This window comes from Martelella lutilitoris (assembly GCF_016598595.1).
GTDB lineage: Bacteria > Pseudomonadota > Alphaproteobacteria > Rhizobiales > Rhizobiaceae > Martelella > Martelella lutilitoris_A.
In genome coordinates, this window is sequence record NZ_CP066786.1 from 1,205,715 (window position 1) to 1,223,129 (window position 17,415).

General features: G+C 63.1%; 15 protein-coding genes. 5 read left to right on the top strand and 10 right to left on the bottom strand.

Features of this window, described 5'->3' with window-relative positions; all coding sequences use genetic code 11:
• The first annotated feature begins 6 nt into the window (after positions 1 to 6).
• The 5 genes from ngg (at position 7) to ureG (ending at position 4,958) form a co-directional block, all read left to right on the top strand.
• Positions 7 to 1,830, top strand: a complete 1,824-nt coding sequence (ngg, locus tag JET14_RS05575; protein WP_200337167.1) for an N-acetylglutaminylglutamine synthetase — start codon at positions 7 to 9, stop codon at positions 1,828 to 1,830.
• Between the two features lie 3 nt (positions 1,831 to 1,833).
• Positions 1,834 to 3,027 carry an osmoprotectant NAGGN system M42 family peptidase gene (locus tag JET14_RS05580; protein ID WP_200337168.1) on the top strand — a complete coding sequence of 398 codons (1,194 nt, stop codon included), beginning with the start codon at positions 1,834 to 1,836 and terminating at the stop codon, positions 3,025 to 3,027.
• Between the two features lie 94 nt (positions 3,028 to 3,121).
• Entirely contained in the window at positions 3,122 to 3,652 is a 531-nt protein-coding gene (gene ureE / locus JET14_RS05585) for an urease accessory protein UreE (RefSeq protein ID WP_200337169.1), read from the top strand.
• Between the two features lie 37 nt (positions 3,653 to 3,689).
• Entirely contained in the window at positions 3,690 to 4,322 is a 633-nt protein-coding gene (locus JET14_RS05590; RefSeq protein WP_246750609.1) for an urease accessory protein UreF, read from the top strand.
• Between the two features lie 24 nt (positions 4,323 to 4,346).
• Entirely contained in the window at positions 4,347 to 4,958 is a 612-nt protein-coding gene (gene ureG, locus JET14_RS05595; RefSeq protein WP_200337171.1) for an urease accessory protein UreG, read from the top strand.
• A 75-nt stretch (positions 4,959 to 5,033) separates the two neighbouring features.
• On the opposite strand, the gene JET14_RS05600 is transcribed toward ureG, so the two are convergent.
• The 10 genes from JET14_RS05600 to hydA all read right to left on the bottom strand — a co-directional run bounded on the left by JET14_RS05600 (position 5,034) and on the right by hydA (position 17,364).
• On the bottom strand, positions 5,034 to 5,720 hold the full coding sequence (locus JET14_RS05600; RefSeq protein ID WP_246750532.1) for a Crp/Fnr family transcriptional regulator: 687 nt from the start codon (positions 5,718 to 5,720) through the stop codon (positions 5,034 to 5,036).
• 445 nt (positions 5,721 to 6,165) lie between these two features.
• The gene (locus JET14_RS05605; protein ID WP_200337172.1) at positions 6,166 to 9,450 is read right to left on the bottom strand and encodes an efflux RND transporter permease subunit; all 3,285 of its coding nucleotides are present in this window, start codon (positions 9,448 to 9,450) and stop codon (positions 6,166 to 6,168) included.
• Between the two features lie 10 nt (positions 9,451 to 9,460).
• Positions 9,461 to 10,648 (bottom strand): efflux RND transporter periplasmic adaptor subunit, encoded by a 1,188-nt coding sequence (locus JET14_RS05610; protein WP_432443066.1) that lies wholly within the window; start codon positions 10,646 to 10,648, stop codon positions 9,461 to 9,463.
• Between the two features lie 344 nt (positions 10,649 to 10,992).
• Positions 10,993 to 11,988 carry an ABC transporter substrate-binding protein gene (locus JET14_RS05615; protein ID WP_200337173.1) on the bottom strand — a complete coding sequence of 332 codons (996 nt, stop codon included), beginning with the start codon at positions 11,986 to 11,988 and terminating at the stop codon, positions 10,993 to 10,995.
• Between the two features lie 32 nt (positions 11,989 to 12,020).
• Positions 12,021 to 12,890, bottom strand: coding sequence for an ABC transporter permease (locus JET14_RS05620; RefSeq protein ID WP_200337174.1), 870 nt, complete (start codon positions 12,888 to 12,890; stop codon positions 12,021 to 12,023).
• Positions 12,887 to 13,756, bottom strand: a complete 870-nt coding sequence (locus JET14_RS05625; RefSeq protein ID WP_200337175.1) for an ABC transporter permease — start codon at positions 13,754 to 13,756, stop codon at positions 12,887 to 12,889. The genes JET14_RS05620 and JET14_RS05625 overlap by 4 nt, the downstream gene beginning before the upstream one ends.
• Positions 13,757 to 14,031: 275 nt before the next feature.
• Positions 14,032 to 14,823: an ABC transporter ATP-binding protein gene (locus tag JET14_RS05630; protein ID WP_200337176.1), complete on the bottom strand. Its 792-nt coding sequence runs from the start codon at positions 14,821 to 14,823 to the stop codon at positions 14,032 to 14,034.
• Positions 14,820 to 15,248 (bottom strand): NUDIX hydrolase, encoded by a 429-nt coding sequence (locus JET14_RS05635; RefSeq protein ID WP_200337177.1) that lies wholly within the window; start codon positions 15,246 to 15,248, stop codon positions 14,820 to 14,822. The genes JET14_RS05630 and JET14_RS05635 overlap by 4 nt, the downstream gene beginning before the upstream one ends.
• Positions 15,249 to 15,252: 4 nt before the next feature.
• Positions 15,253 to 15,906: a LysE family translocator gene (locus JET14_RS05640; RefSeq protein WP_200337178.1), complete on the bottom strand. Its 654-nt coding sequence runs from the start codon at positions 15,904 to 15,906 to the stop codon at positions 15,253 to 15,255.
• A 3-nt stretch (positions 15,907 to 15,909) separates the two neighbouring features.
• Positions 15,910 to 17,364, bottom strand: a complete 1,455-nt coding sequence (hydA, locus tag JET14_RS05645) for a dihydropyrimidinase (RefSeq protein WP_200337179.1) — start codon at positions 17,362 to 17,364, stop codon at positions 15,910 to 15,912.
• Positions 17,365 to 17,415: the final 51 nt, after the last annotated feature.

Sequence of the window (17,415 nt, forward strand, 5' to 3'; positions counted from 1 at the left end):
GAGCCGATGAGTTCGGAAAAGGGGCCGAAGGATCAACCGGAACACCGCGGCCGCGATGCCTATTCCCATCGCCTGAAGAAGATGCGGACCCAGGGCATGAAGCCGCCGATCAAAGGCGGTGATAACAGCGGCGCGATGAAACAGGACGTCTCCATCGACTGCGGCTGGGGCCGGATCGTCTTCGGCCAGACCTTTTCCGATGCCAGGCTGCTGATCGAGACCTTGCGCGCCGAGGTGCCGGACCATCGCGACATCGCCATCTATGTCCGCGATCCGCATGTGGTGCTGGCCAACGCGCCGCAGGAGGTGTTCCTTGATCCCTCGCACACCTACCGGCTCGACCTTTCGACCTATCGCGCCGCGCCCTCCAAGCCGCCGCAGGGCTTCTTCATCCGCCGGCTGACCTCGGAAATCGATGCCCAGGCGATCAACCGCATCTATGCCGCGCGCGGCATGGTCGTGGTGCGGCCGGATTTCTTCTGGCGCCAGCGCGATGCCCGTTCGATCGTCTATTTCGTCGCCGAGGACGAGCATACCGGAAATATTCTGGGCACCGTGACCGGCATCGACCATGGCCGGATCTTCAACGATCCGGAAAAGGGCGCGTCGCTCTGGTGTCTTGCAAGCGATCCGCAGGCGCGTCAGCGCGGCATCGGCGAGGCGCTGGTGCGCAGGCTGGCCGAGCATTTCCTCGCCCGCGGCGCTTCCCATCTCGACCTCTCTGTGCTGCATGACAATGTGCCGGCGATCAAGCTTTATGAAAAGCTCGGCTTCAAGCGGGTGCCGTTCTTCACCGTCAAGCGCAAGAACCAGATCAACGAGAAACTGTTCACCGGACCCGAACAGGAGGATTACGAGGCGCTGAACCCCTATGCCCGGCTGATCGTCGCCGAGGCGCGACGACGCGGCATTTCGGCGGAGGTGACCGATGCCAAGGGCGGCTTCTTCCGCCTGTCCTATGGCGGCCGTTCGATCCACTGTCGCGAGAGCCTTTCGGAATTGACGACTTCGGTGGCGATGTCGATTTGCGATGACAAGTCGGTGACGCGCCGCTTCGTCGAGGAGGCCGGCGTGCGCGTGCCGCGTCAGATGACCGCCGACGCCGGCGAGGAGGCGATCGCCGGTTTTCTTGAAGAGGCCGGCCCGCTGGTCGTCAAGCCGGCGCGCGGCGAGCAGGGCCGGGGCATTTCCGTCGGCGTCACCACGCTCGAGGAAGTGCGCGAGGCGGTGGAGGCCGCCAGGGCCTATTGCGATACGGTGCTGATCGAGGAGATGGTCGAGGGTGAGGACCTCCGCCTTATCGTCATCAACTACCGGCTGGTGGCGGCCGCCGTGCGTCGCCCGGCACATATTGTCGGCGATGGACGCTCGAGCATCGAGCAGTTGATCTCGGCCCAGAGCGCGCGCCGCAGTGCGGCGACCGGCGGCGAATCCTCCATCCCGCTTGATGCTGAAACGGAGCGGACGGTCCGCGGCGCAGGCTACACCTTCGCCGACGTGCCGAAGGAGGGCGAGGAAATCCGCGTCCGCCGAACCGCCAATCTGCATACCGGCGGCACGATCCATGACGTGACCGATATCGTCCATCCGAAGCTGGTGGATGCCGCGATTTCCGCGGCGCGAGCGATCAATATTCCGGTCGTGGGGATTGATTTGATGATCAAGTCGCCCCAAAACCCTGACTACGCATTTATCGAGGCCAACGAGCGCCCGGGGCTTGCCAACCATGAGCCGCAGCCGACGGCCGAACGGTTCGTCGACCTGCTGTTCCCCCTGTCCATGCCGGCCGGGGCCAGGGCCTTTACCCGCGAGGCGCAGAAAAACGAGTGAGTGATGCAACGACTGACGATTGATTCCGAGTACCTGTCCGACATGCTGAAATCGCTGCTCGCGATTCCCTCGCCGACAGGCTACACCGATCCGATCGTCCGCTTCGTCACAGGAGAGCTTGAGAAGCTTGGCCTCTCCGTGGAATTGACCCGCAGGGGCGCCATCCGGGCCGTGCGCCGGGGCGTTGACAGCCGCGGCGCGCGCGCCGTCGTGTCCCATGTCGATACGCTCGGCGCGCAGGTGAAGTTTCTGAAAGGCAATGGCCGGCTGGAACTGGTGCCGATCGGCACCTGGTCGGCGCGCTTTGCCGAAGGCGCGCGGGCGACGCTTTTCACCGAAAAGGGGGCCTATCGCGGCACGATCCTGCCGCTCAAGGCCTCCGGCCACACCTACAATGACGAGATCGACGAAATGCCGGTCGGCTGGGACTATGTCGAGCTGCGCGTCGATGCCTTGAGCCGTGACGAGGAAGATCTCGACAGGCTGGGCATCGAGATCGGCGATATCGTTGCCATCGATCCGCAGCCCGAATTTCTCGACAACGGCTTCATCGTTTCCCGCCATCTCGACAACAAGGCCGGCGTGGCGCTGATGCTTGCTGCCTTGAAGGCGATGCAGGATGCGAATGTCGAAACGCCGGTTGCCAGCCATTGGCTGTTCACCATTGCCGAGGAAGTCGGCGTCGGCGCCTCGTCGATCGTCGCGCCGGAGGTTGCCTCCATGGTCTCGGTCGACAACGGCACGTCTGCACCGGGGCAGAATTCCTCCGAGTTCGGCGTCACCATCGCCATGGCCGATCAGACCGGGCCCTTCGACTGGCACCTGACCAAGAAGCTGGTGGACCTCTGCAAGTTCAACGATATCCGCTACCAGAAGGACGTTTTCCGTTATTACCGCTCGGATTCGGCCAGCGCGGTGGAAGCCGGCGCGGATGTGCGCACCGCGCTTGTCGCCTTCGGCGTCGATGCCTCGCATGGCTATGAGCGCATCCACATGCATGCGCTGCGGTCGATCGCGGAACTGATCACCGCCTATCTGACCTCCGACGTCGAAATCAAGCGCGACTTCCAGCAGACCGGTCCGATGACCGGCTTCACCCGTCAGCCGACAGGCAAGGCCCGCCAGGAACTCTCCGCCGATGTCAAGACGGAGAAGATCGACGATCCGGACCATCCTCACCACGCCGGGCACGCCTAGGCATTGCTGCAGTGCACGCGCTTGCCAAGCGGTGCAATCTTGCTATGAATGCTGATCACCCTGGATCGTTTCAGGCTTGGCTGAAGGGGATAGAATGCAACGTGTGACCACTTATATTCCGGCAGGCGCGGCCAGCGGTCCGGTCTCCGGCCGCGTCGAACTGACCCATGACGCCCGCCATCTTCGGCGCAAGGCGCTGAAGCTTGCCGATGGCGGTTCGGTGATGCTCGATCTGAAGGAAGCCGTGCTGTTTGCCAGCGGCGACCGGCTGGTGCTGGAAGACGGTGCGCTGATCGAGATCGTCGCAGCCCCCGAGGCGCTTTACGAGATTCGCGCCCGCGACGGCCTCCATATCATCGAACTCGCCTGGCATCTCGGCAACCGGCATCTGCCGGCGCAGATCGAGACCGATCGGATCCTGATCCTGCGCGACCACGTCATCCGGCAGATGCTCAATGGTCTTGGCGCGACGGTGAGCGAAGTCGTCGAACCGTTCCAGCCGGTGCGCGGCGCCTATCACAGCCATGGCGGTCACGATCACCATCACGGTGATCACGACGACCATCACCACGATCACGGTCACGGAGATCACGACCATCACGGCCATCACCACCACCACGATTGAGGCGGCCAACGTTTCGGGCGCGTCGCTGCTCAGGCTGATGTCCTGGCTGTCGCCGGCCTTTCCGCTCGGCGGTTTTGCCTATTCCGGCGGGCTGGAACGGGCCGCTCATGACGGTCTGCTGCGGGACGCGGCGGGCCTGAAGGACTGGCTTTCCTCGGGGCTTGCGCAGGGCTTTCTCTGGAACGACGCCGTGCTTCTGTGCGAAAGCCATCGCGCGGAGGGTGACAGCGCCCGCATTGGCGAGACGGCGGCACTTGCCGCCGCCCTTGCCGGCTCGCGCGAACGCCATCAGGAGACGCTGGCTCTCGGATCGGCCTTTGTCACGGCCGCCGCCGCCTGGCCTGCGCCCGTGCTTGCCGAACTGCCGGACGAGATCGCGCTGCCGGTAGCCTTTGGCGCCGTCGCAGGAGCGCACGGCATCGGTCTGGAAGCGGCCTGCCAGGGCTATCTCCATGCCCAGATCGCCCAGTCGGTCTCCGCCGCCATCAGGCTGTCGCTCTGCGGCCAGGTCTCAGGGCTTGAAGTGCTGGCGGGGCTGGAAGAGACGATCCTTGAAACGGCGGCGCGCGCGGCCGTCTCCGGCCTTGACGATCTTGGCGGCTGCACGTTCCGGGCCGATGTCTCGGCGCTCCGCCATGAAACCCAGCATTCGCGACTTTTTCGCAGCTAATTTTTCGATTTGACGAGGTTCGACATGAAGTCTGAAAACGGTCCCCTGCGCGTTGGCATCGGCGGTCCGGTGGGCTCCGGCAAAACGGCGCTGACGGAAAAGCTCTGCAAGGCGATGGGTCGAGATTACTCCGTCGCCGTGGTGACCAACGACATCTATACGCGCGAGGACGCGGAAGCTCTGGTGCGCATGCAGGCGCTTTCTTCCGACCGCATCGTCGGCGTGGAGACCGGGGGCTGCCCGCATACGGCCATCCGCGAGGACGCGACGATCAACCTGCAGGCGATCGCCGAACTCAACAGCCGCATTCCCGATCTCGACATCATCTTCATCGAATCGGGCGGCGATAATCTGGCTGCCACCTTCTCGCCGGACCTTGCCGACATCACCATCTACGTGATTTCGGTCGCCCAGGGCGAGGAAATCCCGCGCAAGGGCGGACCGGGCATCACCCGCTCGGATCTCCTGATCATCAACAAGAAGGATCTGGCTCCTTACGTCGAGGTAGACCTCGATGTCATGGCGTCGGATGCCGAACGCATGCGCGCCGGCGCGCCGACCGTCTTTACCGATCTCAAGCGGGGCGATGGGGTCGAGGCGATCATTGCCTTCCTGAAGGATACCGGCGGGCTGTAAGGGGCTCTGAAACGAAAGAAACCGGCGGGCATTACCCCGCCGGCTGTCAGGTCGGCCGCATGACCGGTGCGCAGATCAGAGAGCCCGCAGCGCGTCCATATCCTCAATTTCGATGATGCGGCCGTGTACGTGGACGCCGAGACCTTTCAGCGTCGCGAAGGCGCGGGAAAGCGCTTCCGGGGCAAGCCCCAGCTTTCCGGCAAGAAGGCTCTTCTGGAAGGCGAGGCGGAAGGATGCGGGCGATTCCTGGCCTTCGGCCTGTTCCAGAAGGTAAAGGGCAACGCGCTGGACGGCGGTATTGAGCCGGTCATTGGCGATGCAGTCCATGGTTTCCTGAAGCTGGCCCGCAAGCGAGCCGGCTATGGCGCGCGCCAGCATGCCATCATCGGCCTGGGCCGCGTTGCGCACGCGGTTGATGTCATAGCGCGCCAGCATCGCCTTGTCGGCGGCCTGGGCGTGATATTCGTAGGTGTCGCCGCCGAAGATCAGTTCGTCGGCAAAGCTGTCTCCCGGGCCGCAGACGCGGATATCGGCCTCGCGGCCTTCGCTGTTCTGCCGGAAGAGGCGAACATAGCCGGAAAGCACGCTGTAGAAATGAGTTGCCGGATCGCCCTGACGGAATACCACGTCGCGCGGGTAGCAATTGGCGAAAGTCGCGCATTCCATCAGCTTGTTCATGGTCGCCATATCCATGCTTGCCGTCAGCTTGGTTTCGACAAAAAGCGTTTTTTTGCGCTCGTTCAGCAAGAGGGTCCTGTTCACTGTCCGTCTCCTGTCCCGGCCCCGCGGCGACCGGGCTTTTTGCCTGTCCAGATCTGCAACACGACCGGTGCACGCCGCAATGTCGCCGGTTGCCCGCGCCAGAACCCGTTTCCTTTTCCCAGGCAAAACCGGTTCTTCGCGTCAAGTCTCTGACTGTCGCAGGCAATACAGACCATCCGCATCGCCTGTCCTGCGGCCAGGCCGTCTCATCGGTTTGGGAGGGATGAGGAGGCCTTCTGCCGGAATGAAACCTAGAAGCAGATGCAGCGCGGGGTATTGATTTCAATCAACTGAAAGCCGGAAATTTTGACGTTTGCGGCGCGGCCCGAAGACAGGCGTGGCAAATGGCAAAAGGGCCGGTTTGAACCCGGCCCCTGAGCGAAACGATTTAAAGAGAAACGGGTTTTCCGCTAGCGGAATGTTTCCGCTCGCCAATCCGGAATGGTCAGGCCATGCCGTGTCTGCCGTAGCCGTCGCGGTTGTTCTCGATCTCGTCGAGCCGCTCTTCGAGTTTGGCAATTTTGGCGCGGTTGGCTTCGCTGAGGCGCCCCGCTTCCTCGGTGGTGTAGACATGATCGTCGGGATCGCGCCGGCCGATGAAGCGGCTGAACGCCCATCTGAGCAATCCGGCGATATCGTCCATGATCATGAAGAAGGCCGGCACCACGAGCAGGCTCAGCACGGTCGAGACGATGATGCCGCCGATCACCGCCGTTGCCATCGGTGCGCGGAAGGCGGAGCCTTCGCCGACGCCAAGGGCGGCCGGCAGCATGCCCGCCGACATGGCGATCGAGGTCATGATGATCGGCCGGGCACGCTTGCGGCCGGCCTCCACCAGGGCGGCGCGCCGTTCCATGCCGTGCCAGATCGCCTCCTTGGCAAAGTCGACGAGCAGGATCGCGTTCTTGGTGACGATGCCCATCAGCATCAGCAGGCCGATCATCACCGGCATCGAGACCGGTTCATCCGTCAGGATCAGCGCGATCGCCACCCCGCCAAGCGCCAGCGGCAGCGAGAACAGGATGGTGAAGGGCTGGATCACGTCCTTGAACAGCAGGATCAGCACCGCCAGCACCAGGAAAAGCCCGAGCAGCATCGCGTTGATGAAGCTCTGTTGCATCTCGGCAAGGATTTTGGCGTCGCCGCTTTCGGCAAGCGTCACCGTTTCCGGGATCTCGGTATTCTCGACGATTTCGCGGAAGCGCGCGGTTGCCGGATCGAGCGCCACGCCCTGCGGCAGGTTGGCGCCGATGGTGACAACGCGATGGCGGTCATATCGGTCGACCGTGGCGACGCCCTCCGTGTAGTTGACGTCCGCGACCACCGACAGCGGCACCATTTCGCCGCTCGCGGTCTGAACCTTGAGGTTGCGGATCGCCGAAAGATCGCGACGCAGTTCGAGATCCGTGCGCACCCGGATCGGGATCAGCCGGTTGTCGAGCGAGATTTTCGGCAGGTTGGCGTCGACGTCGCCGACGGTCGAGACCCGCACGGTCTCCGCGATCGCTGCCGGCGTCACGCCAAGCCGTGCGGCAATCTCCTTTTTCGGGTGGATCTGCAGTTCGGGCCGCGGAAGCGCCCCTTCCGAGGACACCTTGTCCAGCATCGGATCGGCGCGCAGCTTCGATTCCAGAATGGCGACAGCCTGCTGCAGGTCTTCCTCGTTGTCGGAGAGGAAGTTGAACTGGATGTCGCGCTGCCCGCGGTCGTTCAGCTTGGTAATGCGGAGGTCGGGAATGTCCGACAGTGCCGCCAGCACTTCCTGCTCGATCTGCCATTGCGGGATGGTGCGTCCCTGCGGCTCGAGCTTCGGCAGATATTGCCCGATCAGCGGGATGCCGCCGATGACATCATTGACGATCGCCTCGGACAGGGAATGGGCGAGGTTTTCCAGCGTCACGGTCACGGTCGCGCGGCGATATTCGAGATCGCCGAGCGGCGAGGAGCCGCCCAGCACGGTGACGCTTTCCACGCCCTCGAAGCCTTCGATCCGCTTGGCCACCAGCTGGGTCATCGCCTCGGTATCGGAAAGCTGGGCGTTTGGCGGCAGTTCGACGGAAAGCACGATGCGCGAGGCATCCTCCGGCGGCATGAAACTGCCGGGAATCTTCGACATGAAAAACAGTGAGACGGCAAGAACACCGAGCGCGGCCAGAAGCGTCACATAGCGGAACCGCGTGGTCCAGCGCACGGCCGCCGTATAGCCGCGCATCGCCCTTCCGTCATTGCTCTCGTTGTCTTCCTCGGCCTTGTGTTTCGCCGGCTTCAGCATGTAGGCGGCCATCACCGGGGTGATCAGGCGGGCGACAACGAGCGAGAAGAATACGGCGAAGGCCACCGTCAGGCCGAACTGGATGAAGTACTGGCCCGGAATGCCGGGCATGAAGGAAACCGGCGCGAAGACGGCGATGATGGTGAAGCTTGTCGCGATCACCGCAAGGCCGATTTCGTCGGCGGCGTCAAGCGCCGCGCGGTAGGGCGTCTTGCCCATGCCGATATGCCGCTCGATGTTCTCCACTTCCACGATCGCGTCGTCGACAAGAATACCGGTCGCCAGCGTCAGCGAGATCAGGCTCACGAGATTGAGCGAGAAGCCGAGCAGGTCCATGATCCAGAAGGTCGGGATTACCGAGAAGGGCAAGGCCACGGCGGCAATCAGCGTCGCCCGCCAGTTGTGCAGGAACAGGAAGACGACGATGATGGCAAGGATCGCGCCTTCATAGAGCGTATCGAGGGCTGCGGTGTAATTGCCCTTGGTGAAGTAGACGGCGTCGTCGATCAGGTCGATGGAGACATCCGGGTTTTCGGCCCGGACCTCGTCCAGCGCCTCGGCCACCGCGTCGGCCACGGTGACCTCGCTGGCGCCCTTGGAGCGGAACACGCCGAAGGAGACGACCGGGTTGCCGTCATGGCGGGCGAAGGTGCGCGGCTCCTCATAGGTGTCGGTCACCGTGCCGAGGTCGGAAAGCCGGGCAAAGCGGCCATTGCCGAGCGCTATCATCGTGTTGGCGAGATCCGAGACGCTGCGGGCGTCGCCGAGCGTGCGGATGGCCTGTTCGGCGCCGGCTACCTGTCCGCGGCCCGAGCCGGTATCGGCATTGGTCTGGCGCAGCTGCGCGTTGACGGCGGAGGCGGTTATGCCGTAGCTCGCCAGCTTGTTCTCATCGAGCGAGACCTGAATTTCGCGGTCGGCGCCGCCGTAGCGGTCAACCCGGCCGACGCCGCGAATGCCCTGTAGCGCTCGCTCGATCGTGTCATCGACGAACCAGGAGAGCTCTTCCAGCGACATATTGGGCGACGAGACGGCAAAGGTCTGGATTGCCTGGCCTTCGACGTCGATCTTGCGCACCACAGGCTCGTCGGCATTCGCGGGCAGATCGGAGCGGATATTGTCGATCGCGTCCTTGACGTCGCGCAGCGCATCGTCGGGCTTCACTTCCATGCGGAACAGCACCGAGGTGGTGGAAACGCCGTCGGTGACCGTGGAGTTCAGTTCGTCGACGCCGGAGACGCTGGCGATCGCGTCCTCGATCTTCTTCGTCACCTGCATTTCCAGTTCAGCCGGCGCCGCGCCGCTCTGGGTCACGGTGACGGCGACGACGGGCACGTCGATATTCGGGAAACGGGTGATCGGCATGTCGCGGAACGACTGCAGGCCCATGAAAAGGAGCAGGCCGAGAAGCAGGAGCGGCGCGACCGGATTGCGGATGGCCCAGGCTGAAAAATTCATGGTTCAGACCTCAGTTGAGCGGCGCTTCGGCGGCCGGCACGGGGTTGATCCGGTCGCCGGCGCGCACATAGGCGCCGGCCTTGGCCACCACCTGGTCGCCCTCGGCAAGACCGTCGACGATCTCGATCGTGTCGCCGTCCTGGATGCCGGTCCTGACGGTCACGATCTCGACTGTGCCGTCCTTCACCCGGCGCACGGTGGAGCCCTGGCGGTCGATATTGACGGCGGTCATCGGCAGGGCGAGGTTTTCGGCTTCCTCGACAATGATTTCGGCACTCGCATACATGCCGGGACGCGCGCGGCCGGGGGCGTCGATGGAGATGAACACGTCGCCGAGCCGGGTGACGGGGTCGACCACGGGCGAGACCAGGCGCACGGCGCCGCTGAGGGCAGGCGCATCGCCGACGAGCGAGATTTCGGCCTTCTGGCCTTCTGTGATCTTCATCATGTTGTCTTCCGGCACTTCGGCGACGAGCTCGATCGCGCCGTCGCGGATCATTGTGAACATCGGCGTCGCGGCGCCCGTGGCGATCGCGCCGATGCGGGCATTCTTGCCGGAGATGATGCCGGAGACCGGCGCCTTGATGTTGGTGCGCTCCAGCCGAAGTTCGATGTCGTCGATCTCGGCCTGCGTCACGTTGATGTCGGCTTCGGCCACGCTGATGGCCTCGCGCGCGGCGGCTGTCGATGCGTCGGCCCTGAGCGCGGTCGTTTCGGCCTGTTCCAGCGCCGAGGTGGAGACGGAGCCATTGTCGGCAAGGCGCTTGGTGCGTTCGAACTGCCGGCGGGCGTCTGTCTGCGCGGCCTGGCTCGCGGTCAGCTGGGCGTTGAGCTGGGCGAGGTTTGCCTCGGCCTTGGCTTTGTTCGCCTGAAGGCTGCTCTTCTGCAGGAGAAGCGTATCGGTTCTGAGGGTCGCAAGCACGTCGCCGGCCTCGACGCGATCGCCGATCTCCGCATTGATGGTCTCGATCGAAAGCCCCTCGACGAGAGGCTGGACATAGACCTCTTCGACAGGCTCGATCGTGCCCGTCGCCCGCACGATCGCTGTCAGCGGCATCACCTTCACATCGGTGACGATGATGGACGGAAGGCTCGATGCCGTTTCGGCGGGGGCGCTGGCCTCTGCGGCGAGCGCGGGCGAAAGCGACAGCGCGAGCAAGGCGGAGGACAGGACGGCGACACGGTACATTTTCGGCATGTCAGTTTTCCTCTATCGGCCGGGAGGAGGCCACAACAATCTGCAGGATCGCCACGCGCCATGGGTCTCGGCGCGCCGGTCAGTGTCCGGTCATCTTTACGCGATCGGGCAACCGCCGGTTTTTCGTCGTGAGGCAGTTCGTCACAACTTGGCCCGATTTCAAGTCGGTCATGGGCAGAAAAGGCACAAAATTGAACCGGGTGGTTCGATTATTAGCCAAACTGGTGCAAAAATGCAATACGCGCGGCCCCGAACGGAGCCGCGCGCATGGAAAATCGATCTGACGTCTGGATTCTAGCGCATGTCCGGACGGAAAACCGGTCTCCACTTTTCCTGGACGCGCTCTAGTTGGAGAGCGCCGCGTCGGTGATTTCCAGCGTATAGGCGCCTTCCGGCTCCTTGGTGATGACCGGATCGGAGCCGCCGCCGAGCAGAACCTCGACGGTGCGCTGATAGTCGGCCGGATCAAGCGCGCCGTTGGAGCCGGCCGTCAGCTTGGCGACTTCCGACATCATCCGCTTCTGGTGCTTTTCGGTCTGGGCGCCGGTGTCGTCATAGTCGAGCACGATTTCCGCGGCCTCGTCCGGGTTTTCCTCCGCCCATTTCCAGCCCTTCATCGAGGCGCGGACGAATTTGACCATGTCGTCCTTGAACTTCGGATCCTTCAGGTCGTCCTCAAGCACGTAGAGGCCGTCTTCGAGGGTTGCGACGCCCTCATCCTCATATTTGAAGGTGTTGAGCTGGTCCTCGGAAATCCCGGCGTCGATCACCTGCCAGTATTCGTTATAGGTCATGGTGGAGATGCAGGCCGCCTGTTTCTGCAACAGCGGATCGACGTTGAAGCCCTGCTTCAGCACGGTCACGCCGTCCTCGCCGCCATCGGTCGGGATGCCGAGATGGGCCATCCACGACAGGAAGGGATATTCATTGCCGTAGAACCAGACGCCGAGCGTCTTGCCGGGGAAATCCTCGGGGCTCATGACGTTGTTTTCCTTCAGGCAGGTCAGCATCATGCCCGAAGACTTGTAGGGCTGGGCGATGTTGACGAGCGGCACGCCCTTTTCGCGGGTGGCGAGCGCCGACGGCATCCAGTCGACGATGACGTCTGCGCCGCCGCCGGCCAGAACCTGGGCGGGCGCGATATCGGGGCCGCCGGGCTTGATGGTGACGTCGAGGCCTTCTTCCTCGTAAAACCCCTTTTCGAGCGCCACGTAATAGCCCGCGAACTGGGCCTGCGTCACCCATTTGAGCTGCAGCGTGATTTCGTCTGCCGAAAAGGCCTGACCTGCACCGAGCGCCAGACCGCCGGCGGCGAGTGCCGCGAGAAATGTCGATTTCATGTTGTCGTTCCCCTTGTTTTTCGGTTGGTTCATCACGACCGCCCGGACCGGACGGAGGGATGCCAGAACGTGACGACGCGCTGGATGAGCGCCACCACGCCATAAAAGGCGGAGCCGGCAAGTGCCGCCACCGCTATTTCGGCCCAGACCATGTCGATATTGGCCCGGCCCACTTCCGTGGAAATCCGGAAACCCATGCCGACCGTGGGTGTGCCGAAAAACTCTGCCACAATGGCGCCGATCAGCGCCAGCGTGGAATTGATCTTTAACGCGTTGAATATGAACGGCCATGCGGCCGGCAGGCGCAGCTTGATCAGCGTTTGCGACCACGTGGCGGCATAGGTGCGCATCAGGTCGCGCTCCATGCTGGAGGAGGCGGACAGGCCCTGAATAGTGTTGACCAGCATGGGAAAGAAGGTCGCGACCACGACAACGGCAGCCTTCGACGGCCAGTCGAAGCCGAACCACATCACCATGATCGGCGCGATGCCGACGATCGGCAGCGCCGAGACGAAATTGCCGAAGGGCAGAAGACCGTTTTTCAGGAAGGGCGACCGGTCGATCAGGATGGCGACGAGGAAGCCGGAGCCGCAGCCGATGGCATAGCCGATCAGCACCGCCTTCAGGAAGGTCTGGCGGAAATCGGCCCAAAGGATCGGCAGCGAATTGATCAGACGCACCCAGACATCGCTCGGCGCCGGCAGCAGGATAGGCGGGATGTTGAAGGCGATGACGACGCCTTCCCAGATGATGATGATCGCGGCGCCGAAAATGACGGGCACGGCAAACCAGGCGAGGCGATTGAGCGCGGGATTGGAGAATTTCTGCCGCACCAGCCACTCGTTGAAGGCCCAGCCGCCGAGCCAGAAGGCGATTGCGAACCAGACGAAACCGTCATTCATGGCCTGGCCCCCATGCGCTTGAGGACGGCCGTCTGCGCAAGTCCGACAATGGCCACCAGGACGGAGGCGAGGATCGCGGCCATGAACAGCGCCGACCAGATCTGCACCGTCTGGCCGTAATAGGAGCCGGAGAGAAGCCGCGCGCCAAGACCGGCGACAGCCCCCGTCGGCAGTTCAGCGATGATCGCGCCGACCAGGGAGATCGCGATGGCGATCTTCAGGGAGGTGAAGAGATAGGGCATGGCCGATGGCAGTCTGAGCTTCCACAGGATCTGCCGGTCATTGGCGTTGTAGGTGCGCATCAGGTCGAGTTGCAGCTGATCGGGCGAGCGCAGCCCGGAGACCATGCCGACGGCGACGGGGAAGAAGGAGAGATAGGTGGAAATCAGCGCCTTGGGCAAAAGCCCGGTAATGCCGATCGCGTTCAGCACCACGATCAGCATCGGCGCGATGGCGATTATCGGAATTGTCTGGCTGGCGATGATCCACGGCATCATCGAGCGTTCCATCGTGCGGTTGTGGACGATGGCGATGGCGAGGATGATGCCGAAACCGGAGCCGATGGCAAAGCCGAGCAGGGTCGAGGAGAGCGTGATCCAGGCGTGATAGACGAGGCTGCGCTTGGAGGTGATCTTCTTCTTTACCGTCGTGCTCCAGAGTTCCGCGGCCACCTGATGCGGGGAGGGCAGGACGGGCCGCTCCAGCGTATAGGCCTGCGAGACGATCTCGCCGAAGGTGATCTCCTGGCCCGCGCGCCGGGCCTGATCCTCGACAAACTGCCGGTTCATGACCACTACGAACACGCACCAGATCGCCAGTATGGCAAAGACGACGGTGGCAACGGGAAGGACGCGCTCACGCAGCATGGCGGTGTCCTTTGAAGTGGGCGCGGTCGAATGAAGCCTCGATTCTGGGAGCAGCCTGCCTGGATCCTCGGGTCAAGCCCGAGGATGACCCCTGAGAGAAAGGACGGGGAAGGGGGCACAATCGGGGACGCCTGATGAGCCACTCTCTCTCTTCACCGGAAATTCCGCCAGCGGATTTCGTGACCTTCCCACCTCCACGGGCGTCATCCTCGGGCTTGACCCGAGGATCCAGGCGTGCCTCTCCGAGGTAGCCTCCAGCAACATTTGTGACCGCCTCACTCATAACTATGCCCCGCTCTCAGTCCCTCGCGCACGCGATGGGCGATCTTCAGAAACTCGGGGCTTTCGCGAATGTCGAGCGGGCGTTCCTTCGGCAGCGGACTGTCTATCACGTCGGTCACGCGGCCGGGGCGCGGGCTCATCACCACGATCTTGGTCGAAAGATAGACGGCTTCCGGAATGGAGTGGGTGACGAAGCAGATGGTCTTGTCGGTCCGCGCCCAGAGCTTCAGAAGCTGCTCGTTCAGATGGTCGCGGACGATTTCGTCGAGAGCGCCGAAGGGTTCGTCCATCAGCAGAAGATCGGCATCGAAGGCGAGCGCGCGGGCAATCGAGGCGCGCTGCTGCATTCCGCCGGAAAGCTGCCACGGGAATTTCTTCCCGAAGCCTGCCAGGTCCACCAGCTCCAGCACCCGTTCGATGCGGCGCTGCTGGTCGGCCCTGGTGTAGCCCATGATCTCCAGCGGCAGGGCGATGTTCTTCTCGATCGTGCGCCAGGGGTAAAGGGCGGCTGCCTGAAACACATAGCCATAGGCGCGGTCGAGACGGGCATTTTCCGGCGTCGTGCCGTTGACGGTGATTTCCCCGGCGGTCTTCTTCTCCAGATCGGCGATCACCCGCAAAAACGTTGTCTTGCCGCAGCCGGAGGGGCCGATGAAGGAGACGAAGTCGCCCTTCCTGACCTCCAGATTGACGTCTTTCAGGGCATGGACCGGGCCGTCATTGGTCTGAAAGGTGAGACAGAGATCCTTCGCCGAGACGACGGAAAGGGGCGCCTTGTCGTTCATTCCGCGCTCTCCAGTTCGGCAAATCGCTTGCGCGCTATGGGGAAGAGATGATGTTCGCTGAGCGCCGCGCACTTGACGTCGATGTCGCCAAAGAGCGGCAGCCAGCGATATTCGGCGATCTCGGCCCGGGGGGCGACGTCCGGCGCGCCAAAGGTCGAGAAGGCTTCGGCCGTTACGATCATGCCGGGCTCGTTCGCCGCTTTTTCGCGGTGGAGCCCCTCCGGTCGAAAGGCTTCGGGCGCAAGTTTCAGCGCCAGTTCCTCGTCCAGTTCGCGCAGCAGCGCCGCGATCGGGGTTTCGCCCGCATCGATCTTGCCGCCGGGCTGCATGAAGGCCTCCGTGCCGCGCTTGCGCACGGTCAGCATCTCGCCCTTGTCGTTGATGATCAGCGCGACGGCGATGCGGATGGTGTTGTCGTCGCTCATCGGCTCACGCCTTCTTCTGCAGGGCAAGCGCTGCCCCCAACATCACCAGAATGCCGCCGGCCGAAGCTTCAAGCCAGGCAACCACGCGTTCCGTCACCACCCGGGCAAGGGCGGAAAAGGCGAGCGCATAGATGATCAGGATCGGCAGTTCGAGTAGGACGGAAATGCCGCCGAACACGAGCATCTGCATGGCGACATCGCCCGCCGGATTGACGAATTGCGGCAGGATGGCGACGAAGAAGGCGAGGTTTTTCGGGTTCGCCGCCTGTACGCTGAAGCCGCGGAAGAACAGCCGGAACGGCGCTTCGGGTGCCACGCGCTTGAGATTTGCCGCATCTGCCAATGCCGAACCGCCTTCACCTTTCCGGCGAGACAAGAGCGGGGCGATCATCTTGATGCCGAGATAGGCGAGATAGACGGCGCCGACGATTTTCACCACATTGAACAGCGTCGCGCTCATCAGGATCAGCGAGGCGACGCCGGCGGCCGAAAGCGCGAAATAAAGCGCATTGGTCGCCAGAATGCCGGCCGCTGCCACCTGCGAGCGCCAGAAGCCCTGCCGCATGGAAAGCCCCACGACCAGCAGCACGGCAGGCCCCGGCGACAGGCACAGAAGAAATTCGGTCGCGGCAAAGGCCGCCACGCTTGACCAGTCCATGCGTCAGACTCCCGAAGGCGGAATGCCGGCGCGCTCTATTCTGCGCGGGGCAACGAGGTCCTTCCAGGTGGAAAGCGCCTTGCTGACGGCCGGGTAGGGCTCGCGCTTGACGTATTTGCCGTGGCCTTCCTCGGTCTTCAGCGTCGATTCCTCGACCACGACCTTGCCGCGCGACAGCGTGAAGCGCGGCAGGCCCTTCACATGCTTGCCTTCGAACACGTTGTAATCGATGGCGGAAACCTGGGCGTCGGCGGTAATCGTCTTTTCCAGCGTCGGGTCCCAGACGATAAGGTCGGCATCGGCGCCGACCAGAACGGCACCCTTCTTCGGATACATGTTGAGGATCTTGGCAATGTTTGTGGAGGTGACGGCGACGAACTCGTTCATCGTCAGCCGACCGGTGGTCACGCCATAGGTCCACAGGAGCGGCAGACGGTCTTCCAGACCGCCCGTGCCGTTCGGGATCTTGGTGAAATCATTGACGCCGTAGCGTTTCTGGTCGGTGGTGAAGGCGCAGTGGTCTGTCGCAACGCAGGACAGCGTGCCCGATTGCAGGCCGGCCCACAGCGAATCCTGATGCTGCTTGTTGCGGAAGGGCGGCGACATCACCCGGCGGGCGGAATGGTCCCAGTCCTTGTCGAAATACTCGCTTTCGTCGAGCATCAGATGCTGGATCAGCGGCTCGCCATAGACCCGCATGCCCTTCTGCTTGGCGCGGCGGATCGCCTCATGGCTCTGTTCGCAGGAGGTGTGGACCACGTAAAGCGGCACGCCCGCCATGTCGGCAATCATGATGGCGCGGTTGGTGGCCTCGCCTTCCACTTCCGGCGGGCGCGAATAGGCGTGGCCTTCCGGGCCGTTATTCCCCTCGGCCATCAGCTTTGCCTGCATGCTGGCAACGACATCGCCGTTTTCGGCGTGGACCAGCGGCATGGCGCCAAGCGCGGCACAGCGCTGGAAGGAGGCGAACATCTCGTCGTCATTCACCATCAGCGCGCCCTTATAGGCCATGAAGTGCTTGAAGGTGTTGATGCCATGCTCTTTCACCACGGCTTCCATCTCGTCAAACACCTGTTTGTCCCACCAGGTGATCGCCATATGGAAGGAATAGTCGCAGGTCGCACTCGTCGACTTGTTGTCCCAGCGCTTGATCGCGTCGAACAGCGACTGGCCGGGATCCGGCAGGCAGAAATCGACGACCATGGTGGTGCCGCCGGCAACGGCCGCGCGCGTTCCGCTGGCAAAATCATCCGAGGAATAGGTGCCCATGAAGGGCATCTGCAGGTGCACATGCGGATCGATGCCGCCGGGCATGACGAAACAGCCGGTCGCGTCGAGCGTCTCGTCGCCGGAAAGATCGGGCCCGATCTCGATGATCCTGCCGTCTTCGATCTTCACATCGGATTTGTAGGTCAGGTCGGCGGTTACAATTGTGCCGTCCTTGATAACTGTGCTCATTATGCTGTTCCCTTGCGTTTCAAACGGGCGGTTTTCCGCTTCTCGTTTTGA

What these genes read in the sequence shown, in the direction of transcription:
- JET14_RS05640 (WP_200337178.1), bottom strand. Translation starts at nt 15,906, where the DNA reads ATGGACTGGTCAAGCGTGGCGGCCTTTGCCGCGACCGAATTTCTTCTG.
- JET14_RS05590 (WP_246750609.1), top strand. Translation starts at nt 3,690, where the DNA reads ATGTCCTGGCTGTCGCCGGCCTTTCCGCTCGGCGGTTTTGCCTATTCC.
- JET14_RS05610 (WP_432443066.1), bottom strand. Translation starts at nt 10,648, where the DNA reads ATGCCGAAAATGTACCGTGTCGCCGTCCTGTCCTCCGCCTTGCTCGCG.
- ureG (WP_200337171.1), top strand. Translation starts at nt 4,347, where the DNA reads ATGAAGTCTGAAAACGGTCCCCTGCGCGTTGGCATCGGCGGTCCGGTG.
- ureE (WP_200337169.1), top strand. Translation starts at nt 3,122, where the DNA reads ATGCAACGTGTGACCACTTATATTCCGGCAGGCGCGGCCAGCGGTCCG.
- JET14_RS05605 (WP_200337172.1), bottom strand. Translation starts at nt 9,450, where the DNA reads ATGAATTTTTCAGCCTGGGCCATCCGCAATCCGGTCGCGCCGCTCCTG.
- JET14_RS05615 (WP_200337173.1), bottom strand. Translation starts at nt 11,988, where the DNA reads ATGAAATCGACATTTCTCGCGGCACTCGCCGCCGGCGGTCTGGCGCTC.
- JET14_RS05630 (WP_200337176.1), bottom strand. Translation starts at nt 14,823, where the DNA reads ATGAACGACAAGGCGCCCCTTTCCGTCGTCTCGGCGAAGGATCTCTGT.
- hydA (WP_200337179.1), bottom strand. Translation starts at nt 17,364, where the DNA reads ATGAGCACAGTTATCAAGGACGGCACAATTGTAACCGCCGACCTGACC.
- JET14_RS05635 (WP_200337177.1), bottom strand. Translation starts at nt 15,248, where the DNA reads ATGAGCGACGACAACACCATCCGCATCGCCGTCGCGCTGATCATCAAC.
- JET14_RS05580 (WP_200337168.1), top strand. Translation starts at nt 1,834, where the DNA reads ATGCAACGACTGACGATTGATTCCGAGTACCTGTCCGACATGCTGAAA.
- JET14_RS05625 (WP_200337175.1), bottom strand. Translation starts at nt 13,756, where the DNA reads ATGCTGCGTGAGCGCGTCCTTCCCGTTGCCACCGTCGTCTTTGCCATA.
- JET14_RS05620 (WP_200337174.1), bottom strand. Translation starts at nt 12,890, where the DNA reads ATGAATGACGGTTTCGTCTGGTTCGCAATCGCCTTCTGGCTCGGCGGC.
- ngg (WP_200337167.1), top strand. Translation starts at nt 7, where the DNA reads ATGAGTTCGGAAAAGGGGCCGAAGGATCAACCGGAACACCGCGGCCGC.